Origin of the sequence: Desulfovibrio sp. 3_1_syn3 (assembly GCF_000145315.2) — a bacterium.
GTDB classification, from domain to species: Bacteria; Desulfobacterota; Desulfovibrionia; order Desulfovibrionales; family Desulfovibrionaceae; genus Desulfovibrio; species Desulfovibrio fairfieldensis.
Genome location: NZ_ADDR02000001.1, coordinates 1,033,193 through 1,056,080 on the forward strand (window position 1 = coordinate 1,033,193; position 22,888 = coordinate 1,056,080).

General features: G+C 63.7%; 18 protein-coding genes. 7 read left to right on the plus strand and 11 right to left on the minus strand.

The genetic code is table 11. From position 1 onward, the window contains the following. Positions 1–82: 82 nt before the first annotated feature. The 10 genes from HMPREF0326_RS04405 to HMPREF0326_RS04450 form a co-directional block, all read right to left on the minus strand. Complete coding sequence (locus tag HMPREF0326_RS04405; protein WP_008683213.1) at positions 83–1,156, minus strand: 4Fe-4S dicluster domain-containing protein; 1,074 nt, start codon at positions 1,154–1,156, stop codon at positions 83–85. Next, positions 1,153–2,601, minus strand: coding sequence for a hydrogenase iron-sulfur subunit (locus tag HMPREF0326_RS04410; RefSeq protein WP_008683214.1), 1,449 nt, complete (start codon positions 2,599–2,601; stop codon positions 1,153–1,155). The genes HMPREF0326_RS04405 and HMPREF0326_RS04410 overlap by 4 nt, the downstream gene beginning before the upstream one ends. Continuing rightward, positions 2,589–4,550, minus strand: a complete 1,962-nt coding sequence (locus HMPREF0326_RS04415) for a CoB--CoM heterodisulfide reductase iron-sulfur subunit A family protein (RefSeq protein WP_008683215.1) — start codon at positions 4,548–4,550, stop codon at positions 2,589–2,591. Before HMPREF0326_RS04415 ends, HMPREF0326_RS04410 begins: the two co-directional genes overlap by 13 nt. After that, entirely contained in the window at positions 4,547–5,443 is an 897-nt protein-coding gene (locus HMPREF0326_RS04420; RefSeq protein ID WP_008683216.1) for a CoB--CoM heterodisulfide reductase iron-sulfur subunit B family protein, read from the minus strand. Before HMPREF0326_RS04420 ends, HMPREF0326_RS04415 begins: the two co-directional genes overlap by 4 nt. Then, positions 5,440–6,024: a 4Fe-4S dicluster domain-containing protein gene (locus HMPREF0326_RS04425; RefSeq protein WP_008683217.1), complete on the minus strand. Its 585-nt coding sequence runs from the start codon at positions 6,022–6,024 to the stop codon at positions 5,440–5,442. The genes HMPREF0326_RS04420 and HMPREF0326_RS04425 overlap by 4 nt, the downstream gene beginning before the upstream one ends. A gap of 126 nt (positions 6,025–6,150) precedes the next feature. Beyond that, the gene (gene aroQ / locus HMPREF0326_RS04430; RefSeq protein WP_008683218.1) at positions 6,151–6,609 is read right to left on the minus strand and encodes a type II 3-dehydroquinate dehydratase; all 459 of its coding nucleotides are present in this window, start codon (positions 6,607–6,609) and stop codon (positions 6,151–6,153) included. 430 nt (positions 6,610–7,039) lie between these two features. Further along, the gene (locus HMPREF0326_RS04435) at positions 7,040–7,933 is read right to left on the minus strand and encodes a shikimate dehydrogenase family protein (RefSeq protein ID WP_020990247.1); all 894 of its coding nucleotides are present in this window, start codon (positions 7,931–7,933) and stop codon (positions 7,040–7,042) included. A 247-nt stretch (positions 7,934–8,180) separates the two neighbouring features. Continuing rightward, positions 8,181–9,692 (minus strand): flagellar hook protein FlgE, encoded by a 1,512-nt coding sequence (locus HMPREF0326_RS04440; RefSeq protein WP_008683220.1) that lies wholly within the window; start codon positions 9,690–9,692, stop codon positions 8,181–8,183. Positions 9,693–9,848: 156 nt separating this feature from the next. Next, the gene (locus HMPREF0326_RS04445; protein ID WP_020990248.1) at positions 9,849–10,310 is read right to left on the minus strand and encodes a rhodanese-like domain-containing protein; all 462 of its coding nucleotides are present in this window, start codon (positions 10,308–10,310) and stop codon (positions 9,849–9,851) included. Between the two features lie 16 nt (positions 10,311–10,326). Then, entirely contained in the window at positions 10,327–11,517 is a 1,191-nt protein-coding gene (locus HMPREF0326_RS04450; protein ID WP_008683222.1) for a pyridoxal phosphate-dependent aminotransferase, read from the minus strand. An 89-nt stretch (positions 11,518–11,606) separates the two neighbouring features. Between HMPREF0326_RS04450 and HMPREF0326_RS04455 the strand changes: the two genes are divergently transcribed. After that, the gene (locus HMPREF0326_RS04455) at positions 11,607–12,038 is read left to right on the plus strand and encodes an MbtF (RefSeq protein WP_008683223.1); all 432 of its coding nucleotides are present in this window, start codon (positions 11,607–11,609) and stop codon (positions 12,036–12,038) included. Positions 12,039–12,193: 155 nt separating this feature from the next. On the opposite strand, the gene HMPREF0326_RS04460 is transcribed toward HMPREF0326_RS04455, so the two are convergent. After that, the gene (locus tag HMPREF0326_RS04460; protein WP_020990249.1) at positions 12,194–13,945 is read right to left on the minus strand and encodes a hypothetical protein; all 1,752 of its coding nucleotides are present in this window, start codon (positions 13,943–13,945) and stop codon (positions 12,194–12,196) included. A gap of 419 nt (positions 13,946–14,364) precedes the next feature. Between HMPREF0326_RS04460 and aprB the strand changes: the two genes are divergently transcribed. The 6 genes from aprB to HMPREF0326_RS04490 all read left to right on the plus strand — a co-directional run bounded on the left by aprB (position 14,365) and on the right by HMPREF0326_RS04490 (position 22,863). After that, entirely contained in the window at positions 14,365–14,853 is a 489-nt protein-coding gene (gene aprB / locus HMPREF0326_RS04465) for an adenylyl-sulfate reductase subunit beta (protein WP_008683225.1), read from the plus strand. A 37-nt stretch (positions 14,854–14,890) separates the two neighbouring features. Then, positions 14,891–16,879 carry an adenylyl-sulfate reductase subunit alpha gene (aprA, locus tag HMPREF0326_RS04470; protein WP_008683226.1) on the plus strand — a complete coding sequence of 663 codons (1,989 nt, stop codon included), beginning with the start codon at positions 14,891–14,893 and terminating at the stop codon, positions 16,877–16,879. Between the two features lie 341 nt (positions 16,880–17,220). Next, on the plus strand, positions 17,221–18,456 hold the full coding sequence (locus tag HMPREF0326_RS04475) for a CoB--CoM heterodisulfide reductase iron-sulfur subunit A family protein (protein ID WP_008683227.1): 1,236 nt from the start codon (positions 17,221–17,223) through the stop codon (positions 18,454–18,456). A gap of 5 nt (positions 18,457–18,461) precedes the next feature. Continuing rightward, positions 18,462–20,738: a hydrogenase iron-sulfur subunit gene (locus HMPREF0326_RS04480; protein WP_008683230.1), complete on the plus strand. Its 2,277-nt coding sequence runs from the start codon at positions 18,462–18,464 to the stop codon at positions 20,736–20,738. Positions 20,739–20,751: 13 nt separating this feature from the next. Then, positions 20,752–21,936: a quinone-interacting membrane-bound oxidoreductase complex subunit QmoC gene (gene qmoC, locus HMPREF0326_RS04485; protein WP_008683232.1), complete on the plus strand. Its 1,185-nt coding sequence runs from the start codon at positions 20,752–20,754 to the stop codon at positions 21,934–21,936. 201 nt (positions 21,937–22,137) lie between these two features. Continuing rightward, a complete protein-coding gene (locus HMPREF0326_RS04490; RefSeq protein WP_008683240.1) occupies positions 22,138–22,863 on the plus strand; it encodes a hypothetical protein in 726 nt (241 codons plus the stop codon). The last annotated feature ends 25 nt before the right edge of the window (positions 22,864–22,888 follow it).

A 22,888-nucleotide genomic window follows, 5' to 3' on the forward strand; every position in this document is an offset into this window, starting at 1 on the left:
TTTTGGGAGCGGCCTTAGCGGCCGTCTTGGATGCGGTTTTGGCTTTGCCGGAAGTTTTCTTGGTAGCCATGCGTCAGCTCCTCTACTCGGCGGTAGCCTGGTCTGCGTTGAGCGCGGCGAGCACTATGGCGCGGATGTCCAGGCAAACAGGGCAATTGCTGATGCAGCGGCCGCAGCCGTTGCAGGAGAATGCCCCCCAGTTTTCAGGATAGGTGGAGAACTTGTGCGACACGCGGTTGCGCATGCGAAAGGCTTTGAGCATGCGCGGGTTGTGGCCGCTGGCCTCGCGGGTGAACAGCGAGGACATGCAGTTGTCCCAGCTGCGCAGGCGGCGTCCGCCCTTTTCGCTCAGGCCTTCGCCTTCGTCCGTGATGCTGAAGCAATAGCAGGTGGGGCAGAAGTAGGTGCAGGCCCCACAGGACAGGCAGCGGTCGGTCTGGCTCTGCCAGAACTCCGTATCGGTGAACAGGGCCGCCAATTTTTCCGGCGCGCCCTTGATATTGGGCGCGGGCTCCAAGGTGGCCCAGGCGGCTTTGCGCGCGGCCTCGGCCAGGGAGAACTGTTCCGCGCCGTCGGGCAGATCCGAGGCGGCCAGCAGTTCCTCGCCCTTGGGCGTCACGGCCTGAAGCACGTAGCCGCCTTCAATCTCGGTCATCAGCACATCCGACCCCTCGGGGGAGGAAGGACCGCCGCCCACCCAGTGGCAGAAACAGGTGTTGCAGCCGGAGGCGCAGGTGATGGTGACCACCGTGAGCGCCTCGCGCCGGGCCTTGTAATAGGGATCGGCAAAAGGACCTTGCAGGTAGGGCCGGTCCAGCACGGAAAAACCGCGCGCGTCGCAGGGGCGGCAGGCGAAGACCACCGTGGGCTGGGCCTCAATGCTGTCGTCCAGGCTCATGGTCACGCGCTCGGGATTTTCCGGGTCTTTGCTTTTTTTATAGCTCACCAGGGTTTCACACTGGGGCAGCACCGCCGCCTTGGGCGGCACGGTGGCCTTTTCCAGGGTGAAGGGCATGCCCCGGCTCCAGGGCTCGTAGACCACGGAGCGCTTGTTGGCCGGTTTTTCCACCGGCACCAGCACGCGGCGGCCGTTTTGCGAGAGGAAGGCCAGAAGGGCGGGCAGGCCGTCGGATGTGACAAAGCGGGTAGTGCTCATTTCCAGTCCCTCTCATGAATGTTCTTTTCTTCCAGCTCATAGCCCAGCAGAGGCGGCACGGCGGCGGGGTCAAGGCCGGCCTTGTAGTCGTCGAAGAGCCGGCTGACGGCGCGGGCGATCTGCTGGCGCAGAGCCAGGATGGGGATGCCCACCGGGCAGGCCCGCTGGCATTCGCCGCAGCCCGTGCAGCGCCCGGCCAAGTGCAGGGCGTGGATGGTCTGGAAGAAGAGTTTTTCGCGCGTGCTGTCCTCCTGGCTCATCCAGTGCGGGTCGCGGCTGTCGGAAACGCAGAAGTCGCGGCACACGCACATGGGACAGGCATTGCGGCAGGCGTAGCAGCGCAGACAGCGCTCCATCTGGCCGCGCCAGAAGGCCATGCGCTCCTCAAGGCTCATGGAATCCAGCAGGGCCAGCTCCGGCGGAGTGTACGCGCCAGGCTCCACCTTGACCGGCTCGCCCGCGCTCGTGTCGGCCAGCACGGCCATGGGCGTGGTGCAGCCGTAGCATTTGCCCTGGGCGAAGTCGGTCATGCAGAAACGGTGTTCCTTGCCGTCGGCCGTGATGGTCACCCCGGCCTCGTCGTAGGCCACCTTGTCGATCTTCGTGTAGCGGCCCAGCTTTTGGTTGACGCGGGCCATATCCAGCGTGCCCTCGCAGGGCAGGGCGAAAATGGTCACGTCCTCGCGTCTGATCAGGTTTTCCTGCAACAGTTCCACCACCGAGCGCGAATCGCAGCCCTTGACCACGATGCCCACCTTCTTGCCCTTGAAGGAGGGCAGGTAGACGGCCGGGTTATTGACGTTGAAAGGCCCCCAGACCAGTTTGTCCACGTCTTCCGGGGTCTTCATGAACAGGGGCACGGTATGCGCGCCGTCATAGCCCTGCTGCCAGCCGATGACGCAGTCCAGTTCCGGCAGCTTGGCCTTGATGGCTTCCTTGAGCTGGTCCAGGGCGGCGTTTTGGCCGGTGCCCAAGGGGCGCAACGAGGTCAGGGCCATGTCCGCGATCTTCAGCAGGGGCTCGGCGTCCTCCAGGCGGGGCGCGGGGCCCAGCTTGTGGATGCAGTCGGTAAAGACCGTGACAACCTGCTGCCAGCGCTGGCCTTCGGAGGCCGAAACCCAGGTGTACTCGAAGCGCCGCTCGTCAATGCCCAGCACGGGCAGAAACTGTTTGAGCACTTCCAGACGGCGGCGGGCGTAGAAGTTGCCCGCGGCGTAGTGGCAGTCACGCGGGTGGCAGCCGGAAACCAGCACGCCGTCCGCGCCGTTGAGCAGGGCCTTGACGATGAAGAGCGGGTCGATGCGGCCCGAACAGGGCACGCGGATGATTCTGAGGTCCGTGGGCTGCCCGGCGCGGGCCACGCCCGCCGTGTCGGCGCCGCCGTAGGAGCACCAGTTGCAGAGAAAACCCACAATCCGCAGTTCTTTGCCGTTCAGCACTGGCATAGCGCGTTCACCTCCGCAAGAATCTGGTTGTCGGTGGCGTGGGAGAGCTGGATGGCGCCCTGCGGGCAGGTGGCCGTGCACAGACCGCAGCCCTGGCAGACGGTCTCAATGACCTGGGCCTTCTGCTCGCCGCGGATTTCCACTTCCTTGATGGCCCCGAAGGGGCAGCAGCGGATGCATTTGCCGCAGTCCACGCAACGGCGGATGTCCACCTGGGCGATCTGCGGGTCGCTCTCCAGCTTGTCGCGGGCGAAGAGCGCCAGCACCTTGGCCGCCGCAGCCGAGCCCTGGGCCACGGAGGCCGGAATGTCCTTGGCTCCCTGGCAGACGCCCGCCAGAAACACGCCGGCGGTATTGGTTTCCACGGGCTTGAGCTTCACATGGCTTTCCATGAAGAAGCCGTAGTGGTCGTAGGAGATGCGCAGCTTCTCGGCCAGCTGGGGCGAGCCCTTGCTGGCTTCGATGCCCACGGCCAAGACCACCAGGTCGGCCTTGATCTCCACGGGCTCTCCCAGCAGGGTGTCCACGCCCATGACCACGTACTGGCCGTTGCCGTCGGGGTAGATGCTCGAAACGCGGCCCCGGATGTACTCCGTCCCATATTCCTCCATGGCCCGGCGGGTGAATTCGTCGTACATCTTGCCCGGCGCGCGGATGTCCATGTAAAAGACGTAGGACTGGGAATTGGGGATGTGGTCCTTGGTCAGCACGGCCTGCTTGGCCGTGTACATGCAGCAGAAACCCGAGCAGTAGGGCCGCCCGATGGATTTGTCGCGCGAGCCCACGCACTGGATGAAGACCACCTTCTGCGGCTCGCGGCCGTCCGAGGGGCGCAGGATGTGGCCGCCCGTGGGGCCGGAGGCGGACAAGAGGCGCTCGTACTGCAGCGAGGTGATCACGTCGGGATATCTGCCGCCGCCGTATTCCTCGTATACGGTCCAGTCCATGAGATCGTAACCCGTGGCCGCCACGATGGAGCCCACTTCCTCGGTGACTATCTCGTCCTGCATGTCGTATTGGATGGCCCCGGTGGGGCAGACCTTGGCGCAGACGCCGCACTTGCCCTTGACGAACTGGCGGCAGTGCGCGGCGTTGATGACTGCCTTTTTGGGAATGGCCTGCGGGAAGGCGATGGTGATGGCCGTGGTGGGGCCGGTAAATTCATTGAAGGCGTCGGGCGTCTTCTTGCTGGGGCATTTTTCAGTGCAGGCCCCGCAACCGGTGCATTTGCTCCAGTCCACATAGGCGGCCTTCTTGCGGATCTTCACCGTGAAGTTGCCCACATAGCCCGAGATGTCCTCCACTTCCGAGTAGGCGTAGAGGGTGATGTTGGGGTGCTGGGCCACGTCCACCATCTTGGGGCCCAGAATGCAGGCCGAGCAGTCCACGGTGGGGAAGGTCTTGTCCAGCTTGGCCATTTTGCCGCCGATGGTGGCTTCGCGCTCCACCAGAATCACCGGCACGCCGCCGTCGGCGCAGTCCAGGGCTGCCTGGATGCCCGCCACGCCGCCGCCGATCACCAGCACCTTCTTGGTCACGTCGAAGGACTTGGCCTGCAGGGGCTTGTCATTGCGCAGCTTTTCCACGGCCAGGAGCACCAGTTCGGCGGCCTTGTTGGTATTGGCTTCCTTGTCCTTGCCGATCCAGGAGACGTGCTCGCGGATATTGGCCATTTCGAACATGTAGCGGTTGAGCCCGGCCCGTTCCACAGTGCGGCGGAAGGTGGGTTCGTGCATGCGCGGCGTACAGGAAGCCACCACCACGCCGTCCAGCTTGTGCTCGTGGATGGCAGCCTCAATGGCGGCCTGGCCCGGCTCGGCGCAGGTGTACATGGGGTCGTCGGCATAGACCACGTCCGGAAAACCGCGGGCGATTTCGGCCACTTTGGCGCAGTCCACGGTGCCGCCGATATTGCTGCCGCAATGGCAGATAAAGACGCCTATTCTCATGATCTGTCTCCTTCGCCGGCCTGCGCGCCGTCAATTTTGCGCAGCAGATCGTCGGCGCTGACGCGGAGTTTTTCAAGGCCGAGATGCTCGGGGGCGATGCCGAAGGCCAGGCCCATCATCTGGGTGAAGTAGAGCACGGGCATGCGGAAGAAGACGTCGGCCTCCTTGGCGGCCTGTTTCTGGCGCAGATCCAGATTCATCTGGCAGAGCGGGCAGGCCACTACAATGGCGTCCGCGCCCATTTGCGTGGCCAGCTCCAGGATGCGGCCCGAATTGCGCGCGGTCATGGCCCGCTCGGGAATGCCGAAGGACGCGCCGCAACAGGCGGTCTTGAGCGGAAAATCCAGCATCTCCGCGCCGCAGGCGGACAGCAGGCTTTCCATGAGGGTGGGATTTTCCGGGTCCCCAAAGTCCATGATTTCCGGCGGGCGGCTCATCAGGCAGCCGTAATAGGTGGCCAGCTTGACGCCCTTGAGGCTCTTTTTCACCATGGCGGCAATGGCATCGGCGTCGTAAACCTGGGCAATGCCCTGCATTACCGAGGTGACCGGAGGAAACTGCGCCGCCGCCGGGCTGTCCAGCAGCTCGTCCACGCGCGCGCGGAACTCGGGATTTTCCATGCGCTTGGCCGCGTGGCGCAGATTGGACAGGCAGCTGGGGCAGGGCGTCAGCACGGTTTCGGCCTGCTCGCGGGCCGCGATGTCCAGATTGCGGACGCAGAGGGCCGCGGAAAGCTCGGTGTCCACGGCGTGGGCCGGGGTGGAACCACAGCAGTTCCAGCCGGGCAGTTCCTCAAGATACATGCCCAGAGCCGCGCATACGGCCTGGGTGGATTTTTCATAATCCGCCGAGGAGCCTTTGGCCGAACAGCCGGGATAGTAGGAAAATTTCATGGCCGCACCCCCTCGCGTTTGGCGCGCTCCTTATAGCGTTGCATGATCCGGGCCACGGCGTCGGCCCCGCCGCCGGGGATGGCGTGGGGTTTGAAGCCCAGCTTTTTCTTTTTCAGCGCCTCGGGCGCGAGATCCAGGTCGGTGAACAAGCGCATGGAGCGCATCATGTACAGCGCCATGGTGCCGATCTCGTAGGTGCGGCCGAAGGCGCGCACGGTATCGAGAAAGGAGAACCAGAACTTTTCCACCTTGGGCACGGCCACCCGGCCCTCTTTGCGGGCCATGTGCCGCAGGGTCTCCATGACCGCCGCCACGTCGATATTGTTGGGGCAGCGCAGGGAACAGGTGGAACAGGACAGGCACAACCAGATAGAGCGCGAATTGAGCACCTCATCTTTCAGGCCGAGCTGCACGCCGCGCATGATCTGATTGACCTGCCGGTCGTAGACAAAGCCTGCCGGACAGCCGGCGGTGCAGTTGCCGCACTGGTAGCAGGTAGAAACGTTTTGGCCGCTTTGCGCCTCCACTTCCGCCGTAAAGGCGGCGTCGCGCATCCGGCTCAGGTTGATGGCGTCGTTCATGACAACTCTCTGGTTAGAGGCTGAAGGACAGGGGCGGGTGAAAGCCAAATTTTTTTGGTATCTACAGGAGAATATAGTAAAAATCTAGGTGCTGGCCGGGAAAAGTCAAATATAAAATCTTTTCTTTCACAACCTCCTGGTATCACGCGTATTTTGGATCAAGTTCCAGGCCGCGCGCAGTCCCAGAAGATAGCTCTGCACGCCGAAACCGGCGATACTGCCCGCGCTGACCGTCGAAAGTACGGACTCGTGGCGGAAGGCTTCGCGCGCATGTACATTGGACATATGCACTTCCACCACGGGCATGTCGAGAATGGCGAGCGCGTCCGCAATGGCGTAACTGTAGTGGGTCCAGGCGCCGGCGTTGATGACCACGGCCCGGATGCCCTCGCCGGGGGCACGGTGGATGCGTTCCACCATCTCCCCCTCGTGGTTGGTCTGGAAGGTTTCCAGCTCCACGCCCAGCTCCTTGCCCAGATCCGCCAGGGCGGCGTTGATGTCCGCCAGGGTGGCCGTGCCGTAGTGGGCCGGGTCGCGTTTGCCGAACATGTTCAGGTTGACGCCGTGCAGAATCAGAATTTTCATGGGAGTGCTTCCGTTCTCTTCTCTGAAAGATGTCAGTGTGCGCCGTACAGGGCGGTTTCCAGAGCCTGCCGGGATTATCCGGGGTAAACGGCTCTTCACGCGCTGGCGGTGTCATCCGGCATTTTTTGCTGCTCACGTACTTGAGTACAGCTCTACTCTCGATGCCCGTAAGGCTCGCCCGGCTCGCCAACGGGCACGGCCCTTTGGGCCGCCTTCCGGTCGGTTTCCGCGCAAAAAATGTCGTTTTCCTTGCCAGCCCGCAACTATCTTATTTCCCGCCGGATTCTCCCCGGCACCAGCATCCGCCGCCGCTGCGCTCCGGCGGAGCAACGGTGGCTTTGCCCAATACTGCCGGTAGGTGCTGTTAATTGCCTGGATGAATTTGATAACAGCAATTGACCATGGTAGGTATTTGATACGTGTACCTTGGCTATATACCGTACAGGGCGGCTTCCAGAACCTGCCGGGAGGCGGCGGGCAGGGGCCTGCCGGTCCAGAGCCGGAACTGGGCGTCGCCCTGGCCGAAGAACATTTCCAGGCCCGTGACGCAACGCCGCCCGGCCTGCCGCGCTTCGCGCAGAAAGCGGGTTTCCAGCGGGTTGTAGACGATGTCGTAGGCCAGGCCCGCGCCGCCGTCCCCACCGTAGGGGCTTCCGGTCGCCGTGTCTGTCGCGGATGCGACATGGCCGGGCGCGGCCAGGCTGAAATCGTAGGGACTTTCTTTCTCATATTTGCCGCGCATGCCCAGGGGCGTGGTGTTGATGATCAGATCGGCGGGCACATCGTGGCGCTGCTCCCAGAGCACGGGCGTAAAGCCGAAGCGCTCGGCCAGGGACAGGTGGCTGCGGTTGGAGGGCGTTGCCACAAAGGCCTTGCGGCAACGGCGCAGACGCAGCCCGGCGGCCACGGCGTGGGCCGCGCCGCCCGCGCCCAGCAGGAGCGCGTCCATGTTTTCCAGGGGCACGGCCGCCAGCGGGGCCAGAAAGCCGCTCACGTCGGTATTTTCACCGCAGAGGTCTTCGCCGTCCCAATAAACGGTGTTGGCCGCCCCGGCCAGCTCCGCCTGTTCGCTGACCCGGTCCAGCAGGGGCAGCAGGGCCATTTTGTGCGGAATGGTCACCGAACAGCCCCGGATGCCCAGCAGGCGCACGCTGTCCACAAAAGCGGCCAGGCGTTCCGGCGGCACTTCCCAGCGCAGATAAACGGCCGGAATGCCCAGCGCCTGAAAACCACTGTTGTGCAGCAGCGGGGAAAGGCTCTGGGCCAGGGGCCAGCCGATCACGCCGTAGAGTTGCGAGGGAAGAAAGGGGGTTATGTCGGACATGGGAGGCTCGGGGATGACGGTGACGGACAAGAGGGCCGCGTAAACGCACGCCGCCGCCACGTCAGAATAGCCTATCCCGGTCCGCCGGGCAAGAATGCGGTCCCCGTGGGCAGGACATACCAGGCGGCAGAATCTGCCGCTCGGAGGGTTCAGGTGCGGGCCAGAGCAGGTAACCTTTGAAACACTGCTCGTTTCGCGGCGCGCCTCACCGTGTTCGGCCGTTAAAGCATTTCAATGCTGAAATGCTCTAACGCTTCAGTTCCATGGCCTTCTGGAGCATCTGGTCCGCCGTGGTCACCACCTTGCTGTTGGACTGGAAGCCGCGCTGGGTGATGATCATGTTGACCATTTCCGTAGCCATGTCCACATTGGAGTTTTCGACGTTATAGGCGTTCACGGTGCCGTAGTTTTCCGTTCCGGCCACGCCCATTTCCATCTGCCCGGCTTCCTCAGTGGCCGAGAAAAGATTGCTGCCCTCGCGGCGCAGGCCGTCCTCGCTGGTGAAGCGGCAGACCGGGATCTGCCAGAGGTTCTGGCCCTGGCCGTTGGAATACCGGCCTACCACCGTGCCGTCGGGATTGATGCCGATGGTGCTCAGCGTGCCCTCGGCATAGCCGTCCTGCTTGTAGGCGCCCGTGGGCGAGGAACTGTTGTAGGCCGTGGTGGCACCCTCGGCGCGCACGGCGTCCGCGCCCATGGAGGGCAGTTTGCTCTGGTCCGTGCCCACCTCCGTCGCCGAGGCGGGGGCGTTCTGCCAGCCTCCGGCGGCGCTGATGCCGAAATTCACGGTCATGGCCGCGCCGTCCAGATTGAGCTGGGGCAGACCGCCTTCCAACTGGGCGGGCTGCCAGTCCGCAAGATTTTTGCTGCCTTCCACCGAGGGCGTGAAGGCGGACATGCCGGTCAACCGGCCCGAGGCGTCGAATTGCAGAACGCCGCTCATCAGCAGGCCGTCGCCCTCCGAGGGCTGAACGGGGTTGCCGTCCGCATCGGTCTTGCCCGCGGCCGCTCCGGCGGCAATGACGAATTCAATCATGGAACCCGCCGTGCTGTCGGGCGTGCCGTCGAAATAGGCCGTGACCGTGCGCGCCTTGCCGTCGGCGTCGTAGAGCGTCATGGCCTGGGAATAGGCGTAGGAGTCGGAGGAAAGGGGGGGCTTGCCCGCAGCGTTGTAAAGCCCCAGCAGCCCGAAATAGGGATTGTCGGCATCCTCGGTCTTGTTCTGGTTCGAATTCAGATTGAGGGTCAGATCCACCCGTGCCGTGCTCTTGGCGGGCATGGTGCCGAATCTGTCGATCTTGACTTCCTGCAGGCCGCCCAGGCTGCCGTCCGTGTTATACTGGTAGCCGTTGAGGGCCAGGCCCGTGGGGGTGCGCCACACGCCCTCGTTGTCCGGGCGGAAGTCGCCCGCGCGGGTGTAGTAGAGATTCGCGCCGTCGCTAACCTGGAAGAACCCCTTGCCGTTGATGGCCATGTCCGTGACAGTATTGGTGGCCTCCAGAGCGCCCTGCTGAAAAATGGTGCGCACCGCGTCCACCTGCACGCCCTTGCCGGTCTGGCCCAAGGCCACGCGCGAATTCTCCTGGGCGTTCCACCAGTCGCCCGTACCGCCCTGGCTCGTGGAGAGCATATCGGAAAAAAGGGTATTCTGCTGCTTGTAGCCGATGGTGCTGACATTGGCCAGATTGTTGGTGGTCACCTGCATGCCCTGGCTCAGGCCCTTCATGCCGGTGGCTCCGATGTACAGTGCCGAGTTCACGTGCTGCCTCCTGGAGCAGATTACCTTTAAAAAGGTATCTTGCTCTAAAAAAAGCGGGCGAAGAGGAAAAATCTTCCTCTCCGCCCCCAAGGGAAGCAGTATTCATGCCAACGGCAAATCAGAGCATTTCAGTGTTACATCCTCATGAACTGTCGCTTATTTTTCCAGGGGCAGCCCGGCCTTCTCCCAGGCTTCAATGCCCTGGTTCATATGCAGGATGTTCCTGATCCCCGCCTGCTCCAGCGCTTCCAAGGCTCCGGCGGAACGTTGGCCCGTGCGGCAGTAGAGCAGCACGGGTCTGTCCTTGGGCAGGGCCGCCACGTCCAGATCGAAGCGGCCGCCGAAGAAGTCCAGGTTGCGCGCGCCGGTCAGATGTCCCTGCCGGAATTCGCCGGGCGTGCGTACGTCCAGAATCAGCAGCCCCCCGGGCGGGGACCGCAGCAGAGCCGCCGCCTCCTGCACGCTGACGTCCTTGGCCTGGGCGGAGACGGGCGCGGTCCAGAGCAGAGCGCAGAACAGGATGCAGGCCAGCACGCCCGGCAACAGTCCGAGAACCGCCGGAATGCGGTTCTCGGTATGATCGGCGAGGGTGGGAAGTGAAAACGGATGCCGGGTCATAATGCCGTGTCTCCTTTTACTGGATGGCCGCGCGGGCTTTGGCGAAGCCGTCGGCGGCCTTGCGGATCACGCTTTCGTCCACGCAGAAGGCCAGGCGGAAGTGGCCGGGGCAGCCGAAGCCCGAGCCGGGCACGGCCAGCACGCGCTCTTCCAGCAGCCTGTTCACAAAAGCCACGTCGTCGCCGCCCGGCGCTTTGGGGAAGAAATAGAACGCGCCAGCGGGCATCTGGAATTCATAGCCCGCGTCGCGCAGCACTTCGGCCATGGCTTTGCGCCGGGCCGCGTAGACGGAAAGATCCACCTGGCTGCCCAGGGCCTTGGCCATGATGTGCTGGCCGATGACCGGTGGATTGACAAAACCCAGAATGCGGTTGGTCAGGGTCAGGCCGGCCATGAGCTCGGCTTTTTCCCGCAACCGGGGCGAAAGGGCCACATAGCCCACGCGCTCGCCGGGCAGGGAGAGGTTTTTGGAAAAAGAGCTGATGCACACGGCATAGGGGTAGAGGGGCAGCACCGAAGGCACTTCCGCGCCGTCATAGGCCAGGAAGCGGTAGGGTTCGTCGGCCACCAGCCAGATGGGCCGCCCGTATTCCTGGCTCTTGTTTTCCAGCAGGCTTGCCAGGGCCGTGAGGGCCTTGCGGCTGTAGATCACGCCTGTGGGATTGTGCGGGGAATTGATCAGCACCACCCGCGTCTTTTCGCTGATGGCCGCCTCCAGGGCCTTGAGGTCCGGGGCGAAGGTGTCCTTCTGGCTCATGACGGCCTTGAACGTGCCGCCGTGGTTGGCGACGTAGAAGCCGTATTCCACAAAGTAGGGGGCAACGCTGATCATTTCCTCGCCGGGATTGATCACGGCGCGCAGAAAGGCGTTCAACCCGCCCGCCGCGCCGCAGCTCAGCAACACGTCGTCGGCCGCGAGCTTGACGCCCTGCTCAGCGCTGAGGTGGGCGGCCAGCTTTTCGCGCAGCCAGGGAAAGCCGCCGTTGGGCATATAGCCGAAGGCAAAGGGTTCGCCCGCGTGTTCGGCGAAATCGCGCAGCCCTTCAGCCACGGCGGAAGGGGCGGGCAGGTCGGGATTGCCCAGGCTGAAATCATAGACATTTTCCGCGCCGAAGCGCGCCTTGAGCTGGCCGCCGGCTTCGAACATGCGGCGGATCCATGAAGCGTTGCCCAGGTATCCGGTCACGCTGTCGGCAAGAACTGACATAAACGACTCCTGATGGTTGTTGTCTTCGCCATGACTATTGGTTATACCTTTGCTGAGCTGGAGAAAGCAATCTCTATTGGAGGCTCTGAATGCGTCTGACTGTATTTGCTAAAACGGCGCGGCTCATTGTGCCCGCGCTTTTCGCCGCCCTGCTTCTATCCGCCTGCGCCGCCAAGAATGCGGAGGACGAACAGGCCGATATGACCATTACCGTCACTCTGCGCGATCTGCACCGTTGCTCGCGCATCTCCCCGGAAATTCTCGTCGCCAACGCGCCGGACGGCACGCGGACCTTTGACGTGCGTCTGGTGGAGTACGGCGATGAAGAACGCTTCTTCGGCGGCGGCTCCTGGGATAATGACGGCTCGGGCGTCATTCCCGAGGGCGGCCTGACCCGTCATTATCGCGGCCCCTGCCCTCCGGCGGGCCAGAGCAGAGACTATGCCTTTGTGGTTTCGGCCATGGGCCAGGACAACCTTCAACCCCTGGCCGTGCGGCTTTACCGTTTTACTCAGGAATAAACGCCGCGTCCATGCCTTTATGCACAGAGCCCCGCCTGCATACGCTGGCGGGGTTCTGTGTTTGGTGTTCGTCTCCGCGGCTCCGGCGCAACCGCCGAGGCGGGCCTCCTGAACTCGAAGTTGATCTGCTCCGGGGCCGTTGAAAAATCGCGCTTCTATTCCTCGGGCAGCTCCGGCGGCACGGCCACGGCCGAGGTGATGATCCGCCGCCGTGCGGGAGCCGCCGGTGTTTCACCGCTGACAGGCCGTTTGGCCGCCGGTTCGGGCAGGGCGTTGTACAGAGCCCAGAAGGCCGGGTACAAGCCGGTCATGACGCCGGGATTGCCCAGGCGGAAGCCCTGGCCGCGCGCATTGCGCGCGCAGGCGGTGAGGGCCAGGGCCAAGGCCCAGACCGGCGAAGGGGCGTTCCAGGCAGAGGCGGCGTTCAGTTGGGAGGCTGCTTGTTCTGTTTTGCACAAGCGTCCTTCGGCACTCCGCTCCAGACCCACGGCGTGAAGGAAGCTGGTTACTTCGCTCATGTCCGCGCCGGGCAGCTCGGGCAGGCTCGCCTCGCCGCCGCGCAGGGCCGCGCAGGCGGCCAGGGCCACGGGCAGGGGGGCCCAGTCCGGCGGCAGCTCGGCCAGAAGTTCGGCGGGCAGATCCGCGAGACAGGCGCGTTTCAGCGTTGCGTCGGCTTTGGCGCGCACCGCGCTGTCCGACCTGTTTTCGTCGGGTTGGCCGGGGCGCGAATCAAGGCGCAGATCCAGGCCCAGCGCCCGGAGAAGCTCCCAGGCGGCCTGCGCGCCCGGCCATTGCGGCCAGTCGCCGTCCAGGCGGGTTTCGCCGGAAAGCACCAGAGGCAGGCCCAGCAGAAAGACGGCCAGTTCAGGCTCCAGCGGCAACCGGGGCCGCGCGGGCAGGCGCAGCGGGCCGGGCGCCACGCGCACGCGGCTTTCCGTCAGGCTGAAATCCGCTCCGGCGGCGCGCAAAATGGGCAGCACGCGGGCCAGAATCAGCTTCCGCTGCGGATGGGCGGCCAGATCCAAGGTCAGGGCGCGTTCATAAAAGGGCACGGCCAGCAGGATGCCTTCAACCAGCTCCGCCGGAACGTCGGCGGGCGGGCTCACGGCGTCCGGCAGAATGCCCGAGCACTCCAGGCGCGCGGGCAGGCCGTCGCTCTTGGGCACCACATGCACGAGGCGCGCGCCCATCTGCGGCAGAAAATGCCGCACGGCGGAAAAATCCGCCAGTTTGAGGCTCGTTTCGCCGGTGAACTTGGCCCGCGAGGGGCGGCCCAGATAATGGCCCAGCAGCAGGAAGAAATTCCAGGCGCTGTCGCCCACGTGCAGCACCTTGTCCGGCGCGCCCAGGGGCGCGGCCTCGCGGGCGGTCACGCCGTCCTCTTCGCGGGTCAGGGCGGCGCCGAGCTGATTGAGCGCCTTCACGCAGTCCACGATGGGGTCGTTCATCAGGCCGGGTTCAATGCGCAGGGGCCGGCCCGAAGCCGCGGCCAACATGAGCCAGGCGCGCGTGGCCCGGCAGGCCAGGGGCGCGGGCATGCTCAAGCGCACGGGTCTGAGGGGCGGAGCCAGGTTGAAGGCCGGGCGGCGTTCCGCCCCGGCGTCCTGGCCGGCGTCGCCCGCCTCACGGTCCTGGCTGATGTTGGGCCGGGGCAGAAATTCCACTTCCTGCATCAATGAAAAGAAACGGCCGGAAAGGCGGGCGTCGCGGCTCACTCGGGAGACGGCGGCCTCCCAGGATTCACGCAGGGCCTTTTCCTCGGCTGGGTCCAGAAAACCCTTGCTGTTGTGCATGCGCGCCAGCAGGTTGTGGCGGCGCAGCAGCAGGCGCAGGATGTCGCGGTCAATGTCGCCGACCACCTCGCGCAACGGGCGGCGGGGGCGGGTGTCGTGGGCTTGCTCGGTCATGCTCGGTCCTCTGCGGGAAATGCGTGCGGCGGGGGTTGATTTTTGTCTGCGCAAGCCTGTTAGCCCGAAACGCGTCCGCTGGCAAGGGCGCGCGGCGGCCGCCGGGGGCGTTTTCGAGCCTGTCCCGGGCGCCCGGCCGGGAAAAAACGGCAAGGGGGCTTTACGCGGCCTCTTTTTCCGAATATGCTCCAGGCATTGGTTTTACTGGCTTTACGGGGGAGGGCATTGTGAAGATCCCGCGAAATTTTGCAAAAGGGGCTTGACGCGAACAGCGCTCGCTTGTTACTAAATGCGCAAGCCATGCGCCCCCATAATTTTCGAGGCGCGCGACTGACCTGGCGTGCCGGCAAGGGATCGCGCACGCCTCGCCGAGGGCTTGGCGGGAGTTTTGTAACACTTTTAAGAGTTGGAGGATACGTATGCCGACGTTTGTCGATCCGTCCAAATGCGACGGCTGCAAGGGTGGCGAAAAGACGGCCTGCATGTACATTTGCCCCAACGACCTGATGATCCTCGACCCCGAGGAAATGAAGGCCTACAACCAGGAACCCGACGCTTGCTGGGAATGCTATTCCTGCGTGAAGATCTGCCCGCAGGGCGCCATCACGGCCCGTCCCTACGCGGACTTCGCGCCCATGGGCGGCACCTGTATCCCCATGCGTTCGGCCGACTCCATCATGTGGACGGTCAAGTTCCGCAACGGTAGCGTGAAACGCTTCAAGTTCCCCATTCGCACCACGCCTGAAGGTTCCATCAAGCCCTTTGAAGGCCATCCCGAAGGCGCCAACCTGGAAGATGAACTGCTGTTCACCGAGCAGGTTCTGGCCGCTCCAAAGGAAGCCTTGGGCAAGAAGTTCGACGTGTCCGACGCCGACAAGGTCTTCACCTGCATGGAACACGGTCGTTAAGCCGTTTCAACCGCTAGTGCGATAAGGAGAAACAATTATGCCGATGATTCCCGTTAAGGAAGCGACCAAGGGCGTAGCCATCAGCGAACCCGAAGTGAAAGAACATGCGGTTGACCTGCTCATCGTGGGCGGCGGCATGGGCGCTTGCGGCGTCGCTTACGAAGCTGTGCGTTGGGGTGACAAACATGGCCTGAAAATCATGCTCTGCGACAAAGCCGCGCTGGAACGCTCCGGCGCCGTGGCGCAGGGTCTTTCCGCCATCAACACCTACCTTGGCGAAAACAGCGCCGACGACTACGTGCGCATGGTCCGCACCGACCTTATGGGTCTGGTCCGCGAAGACCTGATCTTCGACGTGGGCCGGCATGTGGACGACTCCGTGCATCTGTTCGAAGACTGGGGTCTTCCCTGCTGGATCAAAGGCGACGACGGCCACAACCTGAACGGCGCCGCCGCCAAGGCCGCCGGCAAGTCCCTGCGCAAGGGCGACAAGCCCGTGCGTTCCGGCCGCTGGCAGATCATGATCAACGGTGAGTCCTACAAGTGCATCGTGGCCGAAGCGGCCAAGAACGCCTTGGGCGAAGACCGGATCATGGAACGCATCTTCATCGTGAAGCTGCTGCTCGACAAAAACACCCCCAACCGCATCGCGGGCGCCGTGGGCTTCAACCTGCGCGCCAACGAGGTGCATATCTTCAAAGCCAACACCGTTATGGTGGCCGCCGGCGGCGCGGTGAACGTGTACCGCCCCCGCTCCACCGGTGAAGGCATGGGCCGCGCCTGGTATCCCGTGTGGAACGCCGGTTCCACCTACACCATGTGCGCTCAGGTCGGCGCTGAGATGACCATGATGGAAAACCGCTTCGTGCCCGCCCGTTTCAAGGACGGTTACGGCCCGGTGGGTGCCTGGTTCCTGCTGTTCAAGGCCAAGGCCACCAACTCCAAGGGTGAAGACTACTGCGCGACCAACAAGGCCATGCTGAAGCCCTACGAGGACCGCGGCTACGCCAAGGGCAACGTCATCCCCACCTGCCTGCGCAACCACATGATGCTGCGTGAAATGCGCGAAGGCCGCGGCCCCATCTACATGGACACCAAGACCGCCCTGCTGAACACCTTCGCCAGCCTGAACGAAGAAGAGCAGAAGGACCTTGAGTCCGAAGCTTGGGAAGACTTCCTTGATATGTGCGTGGGCCAGGCCAACCTGTGGGCCTGCACCAACACCGCCCCCGAGGAACGCGGCTCCGAGATCATGCCCACCGAGCCCTATCTGCTCGGTTCGCACTCCGGCTGCTGCGGTATCTGGGTGTCCGGTCCGGACGAAGCCTGGGTGCCCGAGGACTACAAGGTCAGAGCCTCCAACGGCAAGGTCTACAACCGCATGACCACCGTGGAAGGCCTGTTCACCTGCGCCGACGGCGTGGGCGCTTCCGGCCACAAGTTCTCCTCCGGCTCGCACGCCGAAGGCCGTATCGCCGGCAAGCAGATGGTTCGCTGGTGCCTGGACCACAAGGACTTCAATCCTGAAATCAAGGAATCGGCCGACGAACTGCGCAAGCTGATCTATCGTCCGTACTATAACTTCGTGGAAGGCAAAGCCATTTCCACGGATCCCGTGGTGAACCCGAACTACATCACGCCCAAGAACTTCATGATGCGCCTCATCAAGTGCACCGATGAATACGGCGGCGGCGTGGCCACCTACTACACCACCTCCCAGGCGCTGCTCGACACGGGCTTCAATCTGCTGGCCATGATGGAAGAAGACTCCCAGAAGCTGGCCGCCCGCGACCTGCACGAACTGCTGCGCTGCTGGGAAAACTACCATCGCCTCTGGACCGTGCGCCTGCACATGCAGCACATCGCCTTCCGTGAGGAATCCCGTTATCCCGGCTTCTACTATCGTGCCGACTTCATGGGGCTGGACGACAGCAAGTGGAAGTGCTTCGTGAACTCCAAGTACGATCCCGCCACCGGCGAGACCAAGATCTTCAAGAAGCCCTACTACCAGATCATCCCCGACTAGTCGGCGGTATTGACCATCAGGGGGCGGCCCTCGGGCCGCCCCCGTTGCCGGCGGCGCCGGCGATCCGGCGCGTGGGGCCGCCAAGAAACGGTATGCCGTTTCCGGCGGTCGCGCGGGTTCCTGAGAACGGTTCAGGCTTGAGATGTCTGCCTGGTGGAGGGCAACCTTCGGCACCCATCTCGCGGCAAGGATGCGCGAGCAGTTCTTGCGGCCCGGTCCGTTCAGGCGGAGCCGGCCATCTGTCAGGGTTGGCCCTTTGTGGTCCGCCCTCTTTTTTCCCGCGGCGGGAGGCCGGTCTTCCTTCTTCAGCCGCTATGCAACAACGCAGGAGGATATCCAGGATGTCCAATGCCATTCTCGTCGTGGGCGGCGGCTTTTCAGGCCTCACAGCCGCCATTGAAGCGGCGGAACTGGGCCACGACGTCTATATCGTCGAAAAGTCGCCCTGGCTCGGCGGCCGCGTGGCTCAGCTCAACAAATATTTCCCCAAACTCTGTCCCCCCTCCTGCGGCTTGGAAATACAGTTCCAGCGCATCAGGAAAAACCCGCGCATCAAATGCCTGACCATGGCCGAAGTCACGGGGCTCACGGGCCGCAAGGGCGACTACAGCGTGCGGGTCCGCCTGAGCCCGCGCCGCACCGCGCCCCACAACGTGGACTTCAGCCTGCTGGCCTCCAGCCTGGAAGGCGAAACTCCCAGCGAATTCGATCTGGGCCTTTCCAAGCGCAAGGGCTTGTATAAAGCCATGCCTTTCGCCTTCCCCGGCCGCTATGTGCTGGACCCCTCCACCCTGTCCAAGTCCGACGCGGCGCGGGTGGCGGGCAATAAATTTCTTAATCTTACGGAAAAAGAGCACGAGATCGAGCTGAACGTGGGCGCCATCGTGGTGGCCACGGGCTGGAAGCCCTATGACGTGACCCGCCTGACCAACCTGGGCGCGGGTTCGGTGAAAAACTGCATTTCCAACATGCAGATGGAGCGTCTGGCTTCGGCTTTCGGCCCCACGGGCGGCCGCATCGTCCGTCCTTCGGACGGCCGGCCCCCCCACACTGTGGCCTTTGTGCAGTGCGCGGGCTCGCGTGACCAGAACCATCTGAATTACTGTTCCTATATCTGCTGTATGGCTTCGCTCAAGCAATGCCTGTACATCGCCGAACAGAATCCGGATACCCTGATCACTGTCTATTACATTGATTTGCGCGCCCCCGGCCGCTACGTCAACGTTCTGGAAAAGGTCAAGGCCCTGCCCAACGTGCGTTTCGTCAAGGGCAAGGTGGCCGACGCTGTCCAGGCTGACGGCGACAAGGTGCGCGTCACGGTGGAAGACGCCGTGCGCGGCGAAAAACTCACCCTGGACTATGATCTCGTGGTGCTGGCCACAGGCATGCAGCCCTCGCTGGCCGGCGAAAATCCGCCGCTGCCCCTGCCCCTGGATGAAGACGGCTTCATCGCGGGCGGCGAGGAGGCCGGCATTTTCGCGGCCGGTTGCGCGCGCATGCCCCTGGATGTGACGCGCTCGGCGCAGTCCGGCACAGCCGCCGCCCTGAAGGCGGTACAAACGGTGAAAGGGAGGTAGGCGGCATGGCCGGTAAAATTGGCGTCTATTTTGACCTGCAGAACATCGGCGGAGGCCTCGACGTGGAGGCCCTGGCCGCCCAAACGCGCGACAAGTGGGGCGACCTGACTCCCGTGGTCAAGGTCGTTCCCCTGCTGGCCGAGGCGGTGGACGAAGTCAAGGCCGATATCGAGGCCCAGGGCCTGGACGGCGTGCTGCTCTGCGGCGCTTCGCCGCGCGTGGACGGAGACCTGTACCGTTTCCCCGTGCAGGTGGAGCATGTGAATCTGCGCGAGCAGTGCGTGCTGGCCTATAAGAATCCGGACAACAGCCCGGTGGACAGCGCCGAGGGCGCGCCGGAACTGCTGACCCTCATGGCCCGCGACTATGTGAACATGGGCGTGGTCAAACTGCAGAAGAGCGAGGTGCCGGACTCCGCGGCCATTCCGGGCGTAGCCCGCATCCTGGTCATCGGCGGCGGCTGGACCGGCCTCACGGCTGCGGCCGAGGCGGCGGCCACCGGCTATGAAGTGGTGCTGGTGGAAAAGGCCGAAAAGCTGGGCGGCGCGGTCAACAACATTCCCACCGCCTCGCCCCTGGGACCGCTGTGGACCGACAAGCAGCCCACCAACCTGGCGGCCAAGATCGAAAAGGTCACGGCTGACGACAAGATCACGGTGCATCTCAATGCCCGCATGGAAAAGCTGGAAGGCCAGCCCGGTGAATTCACGGCCGTCATCGCCACGGCCGGGGGCCCGGTGAGCGTGGAAGTGGGCGCTGTGGTCCTGGCGAGCGGCTGGGTGCCCCTGGATGAAAAATACCTGGCCCCCATGGGCCTGGGCGTGAGCCCCAAGGTGGTGCATGCGGCCCAGTTCGGCAAAATGCTGGTGGCCGGCGAAGTGACGGCCCGGCGCATCGCCTTTGTGCTGGACACGACCCTGGCCGAGGAGGCCGTGCGCAAGGCCGCTGAGGAAGCCCCCGAGGCTCCGGCCGAAGCGGAGGCCGCCAAGCCCGCTCCCGCGGGGGAAGAGGGCGGGGAAAAGCCCTTTGTCAAGGAAGACCTGGAGAGCGTCAAGCATCTGCAGTACTCCAACGCGGTGAACAGCGTGGGCATGCTGCGGCTGGCCAACACCATTTGTGAAAAGACCGACGACGCCACCCAGGCCTTTATTCTCTACAAAGATATGACCGTGCCCGGCATTCTCGAGCGCTTCTACAAGAAAATGCAGGACCGCCTGGGCGTGATGATGACCAAGGCCGATGTGACCGAAATCCGCGATCACGGCGACCGCATGGTGGTGGCCTGCAAAAACACCCTGCTGGGCATGGATTTCGACCTGGACGTGGACCTGGTGGTTCTGCCCACGGGCCTGGTGCCCACCACGGCCAAGGACGTGACCGTGGGGTTCGCCTACCGCCAGGGCCCGGATTTCCCGGATCTGGAGCTTTTTGACGGTTTCGCGGACTCCAACTATATCTGCTTCCCCTACGAGACCCGGCGTACCGGCGTCTACGCGGCGGGCTGCGTGCGTCAGCCCCTGACCATGGACGCCTGCGAGGAAGACGCCAGGGGCGCCGTGCTCAAGGCCATACAGTGCATTGAAGCGGCCGAGCACGGCGTGTCCGTGCACCCGCGTTCCGGCGACCGCTCCTACCCGGTGTTCAACTTCGTGCGCTGCACCCAGTGCAAGCGCTGCACCGAGGAATGCCCCTTCGGCGCCCTGGACGACGACGAAAAAGGCACGCCCAAGCCCAATCCGGCCCGTTGCCGCCGCTGCGGCACCTGCTTCGGCGCCTGCCCCGAGCGCGTGATCTCCTTTGCCAACTACAATATCGACCAGATCGGCTCCATGATCCGCGAGGTTCAGGTGCCCAAGGACTTCAAGAAAGAAGGCCCGCGCATCCTGATCCTGGCCTGTGAAAACGACGCCTACCCGGCCCTGGACATGGCCGGTATGCGCCGCAAGAGCTGGAGCCCCTACTGTCGCATCATCCCGGTGCGCTGCCTGGGTTCGGTCAACGCCATCTGGGTGTCCGACGCCATGAGCAAGGGCTTTGACGGCGTGATGCTGCTGGGCTGCAAATACGGCGACGATTACCAGTGCCACTTTGTGAAAGGCTCCGAAATCTGCAACCGCCGCAAGGAAAACATCGCCGAGACGCTCAACCGTCTGGGCGTGCAGCCCGAGCGCGTGGATCAGCTGGAAGTGGCCATTGACGAATATGACAAGGTGCCCGATCTGATCGACGGCTTCGTGGCCCGCATTTCGGCTATGGGCCCCAACCCGTTCAAGGGCATGTAGGAGGATGGCAGCAATGGCACAATGTACGCTTAAACCGGATCTTGAGTTTACCCGGGAGCTCACGGAAGCGGGGGGCGAATCCCTCAAAAAGTGCTTCCAGTGCGCCACCTGTTCCGTGGCCTGCCCGCTCGCTCCGGCCAACGCGCCCTATCCGCGCAAGGAAATGGTCTGGGCTTCCTGGGGCCTCAAGGACAAACTGCGCGCTGACGTGGACCTCTGGCTCTGCCACAACTGCGGCAACTGCTCGGATCTCTGTCCGCGCGGCGCCAAGCCTGCGGACATGATGGCCGCGGCCCGCAACGTGATCTATAAGGACCTTACCGCGCCCTCCATCGTGGGCAAGTGGATGAGCAAAGCCTCGGGCCTGCCCATTCTCTTCGCCATTCCGGCGGCGCTCTGGCTCATCGTCTGGTGGATTCGCGCCGGGTACAACAACGGCGAGTGGTTTCCGCGCGCCGCTGACGGCCGCATCGTCTTCGGCCAGATCTTCTACGGCGACTATACCATCGACCCCATCTTCATGATCACCTTCTTCGGGGCCTGCTTCATCCTGCTGCGCGGGGTGATGAAACTCTGGGCCATGTTCAAGCCCGAGGGGCGCATGGCGGTCATCGGCAAAACCAAGTGCTGGGTCTGGCACCTCTGGGACGTGCTCTGGGATGAGGTCATTACCCACCGCAAGTTCAACGACTGCGAGGACGGCCCGGCCACCGGCGTGGACACGCCCAACCGCAAGTACGGCCACGCTATCCTGGTCTGGAGCTTCGTCATCCTGGCTTGCGTCACCGCCATCGTGGCCGTGGGCCACTGGGGCGGCAAGATCATTCCCATGATCAAGATCGAGACGCCCATGCCCCTGACCTTCCCGGTCAAGATTCTGGCCAACATCGGCGCGCTCATGCTGCTCGCGGGCCTGGCCATTCTCACGGTGCGCCGCCTGCGCCTGAACCCCGAATACCAGGGCTCCAGCTTCTATGACTGGTACCTGCTGGGGATCATCTGGCTGGTGGCCGTGACCGGCGTGCTTTCCCAGTGCTTCCGCCTGGCGGACGCCATCAAGCCGGCCTTTGTGGTCTATTATCTGCATCTGGTCTTTGTCTGGATGCTCTTCGCCTATTTGCCCTGGTCCAAGTTGGGGCATTTCGTGTACCGCACGGCGGCCCTTGTCTATGTTCGCATGTACGGGCGAAGCAACTAGCGGCTGAGCCTTTTTGCCGCTGGCGGCGTTACACGGCGTTTTTTGCTCCGGTTACGGGCCGAAGAGCCCGCGCCCTCCGCAAAAAATTTGTGTGCCTTGCCAGCGAACAAAAAATCTCACCCGCCGGTGAGAGTGGGTAAGGCGGAAGGAAAGAGCAACGCATCAAAGTAAAAAATAACGATCTCCGAGGAGGAGGCCGCCATGTCTGATAGTGATCGCAAAGTATTTCCCGTGGAATCCGTGCTGGCCCTGGTGGTGGGCAAAGAGGGCGTGGACATCAAGGATATCGCCGGTTATGTGGTGGGGCGCTCCATCGCCTGCGACTGCTGCGCCAAGGCCGTGGGGCCGTTCGCGGCGGCCTGGCTGGCCCGCTGGTACCCCAAATTCATGGACCTGACCTGGAGCGAGGACCAGTCCTGGGAAGGCTTCGTCACCCGTGGGCGCGGCATGCTGGGCGACAATGTCTCCCTGACCCCCATGGACGGCCGTACCAAGGCCCTGGCCGGCCAGACCCTGGATTATCTGGCGGATACCTTCGCCAGTCTGTCCGCGCAGACCGCCGCCGTGGTCAAGCTGGAAGAGCGCGTGCGTGAACTGGAACCCGCCGAGGCCCGCGCCGAGGCGCTCCAGAAAAAATGCGACGAGCTGGAAGCCAAGATCAAGACCATGAATTCCGACATGGGCGGCCTGCGCAAGCAGGTGGCCGAATTCCAGGGCAAGGTGGCCGTGAGCCATGACGACCTGATGCAGACCATCAAGGACGCCATCAAGGACGGCCTCAAGGGCATGATGGTGGGCGGTGTGGCCGCCGGTGCCGCCGTAGCCGGGGCTGACGCCGCAGAGGCCGCGCCCGCTGAGGAAAATGCGGTGCCGGATGATTTCGGTTTCGGTGCCTCTGGTTCCAATTCGGACGGCTTCGGTTTCTAGCCGCTGTTCGGACTTTGTGAATGCA

Excerpts from the sequence above, each read along its gene's own strand:
- HMPREF0326_RS04425 (WP_008683217.1), bottom strand. The coding sequence starts at position 6,024 with ATGAACGACGCCATCAACCTGAGCCGGATGCGCGACGCCGCCTTTACG.
- HMPREF0326_RS04405 (WP_008683213.1), bottom strand. The coding sequence starts at position 1,156 with ATGAGCACTACCCGCTTTGTCACATCCGACGGCCTGCCCGCCCTTCTG.
- HMPREF0326_RS04415 (WP_008683215.1), bottom strand. The coding sequence starts at position 4,550 with ATGAGAATAGGCGTCTTTATCTGCCATTGCGGCAGCAATATCGGCGGC.
- HMPREF0326_RS04445 (WP_020990248.1), bottom strand. The coding sequence starts at position 10,310 with ATGACCCGGCATCCGTTTTCACTTCCCACCCTCGCCGATCATACCGAG.
- qmoC (WP_008683232.1), top strand. The coding sequence starts at position 20,752 with ATGGCACAATGTACGCTTAAACCGGATCTTGAGTTTACCCGGGAGCTC.
- HMPREF0326_RS04460 (WP_020990249.1), bottom strand. The coding sequence starts at position 13,945 with ATGACCGAGCAAGCCCACGACACCCGCCCCCGCCGCCCGTTGCGCGAG.
- HMPREF0326_RS04455 (WP_008683223.1), top strand. The coding sequence starts at position 11,607 with ATGCGTCTGACTGTATTTGCTAAAACGGCGCGGCTCATTGTGCCCGCG.
- HMPREF0326_RS04410 (WP_008683214.1), bottom strand. The coding sequence starts at position 2,601 with ATGCCAGTGCTGAACGGCAAAGAACTGCGGATTGTGGGTTTTCTCTGC.
- aprB (WP_008683225.1), top strand. The coding sequence starts at position 14,365 with ATGCCGACGTTTGTCGATCCGTCCAAATGCGACGGCTGCAAGGGTGGC.
- HMPREF0326_RS04420 (WP_008683216.1), bottom strand. The coding sequence starts at position 5,443 with ATGAAATTTTCCTACTATCCCGGCTGTTCGGCCAAAGGCTCCTCGGCG.
- aroQ (WP_008683218.1), bottom strand. The coding sequence starts at position 6,609 with ATGAAAATTCTGATTCTGCACGGCGTCAACCTGAACATGTTCGGCAAA.
- aprA (WP_008683226.1), top strand. The coding sequence starts at position 14,891 with ATGCCGATGATTCCCGTTAAGGAAGCGACCAAGGGCGTAGCCATCAGC.
- HMPREF0326_RS04435 (WP_020990247.1), bottom strand. The coding sequence starts at position 7,933 with ATGTCCGACATAACCCCCTTTCTTCCCTCGCAACTCTACGGCGTGATC.
- HMPREF0326_RS04475 (WP_008683227.1), top strand. The coding sequence starts at position 17,221 with ATGTCCAATGCCATTCTCGTCGTGGGCGGCGGCTTTTCAGGCCTCACA.
- HMPREF0326_RS04490 (WP_008683240.1), top strand. The coding sequence starts at position 22,138 with ATGTCTGATAGTGATCGCAAAGTATTTCCCGTGGAATCCGTGCTGGCC.
- HMPREF0326_RS04480 (WP_008683230.1), top strand. The coding sequence starts at position 18,462 with ATGGCCGGTAAAATTGGCGTCTATTTTGACCTGCAGAACATCGGCGGA.
- HMPREF0326_RS04450 (WP_008683222.1), bottom strand. The coding sequence starts at position 11,517 with ATGTCAGTTCTTGCCGACAGCGTGACCGGATACCTGGGCAACGCTTCA.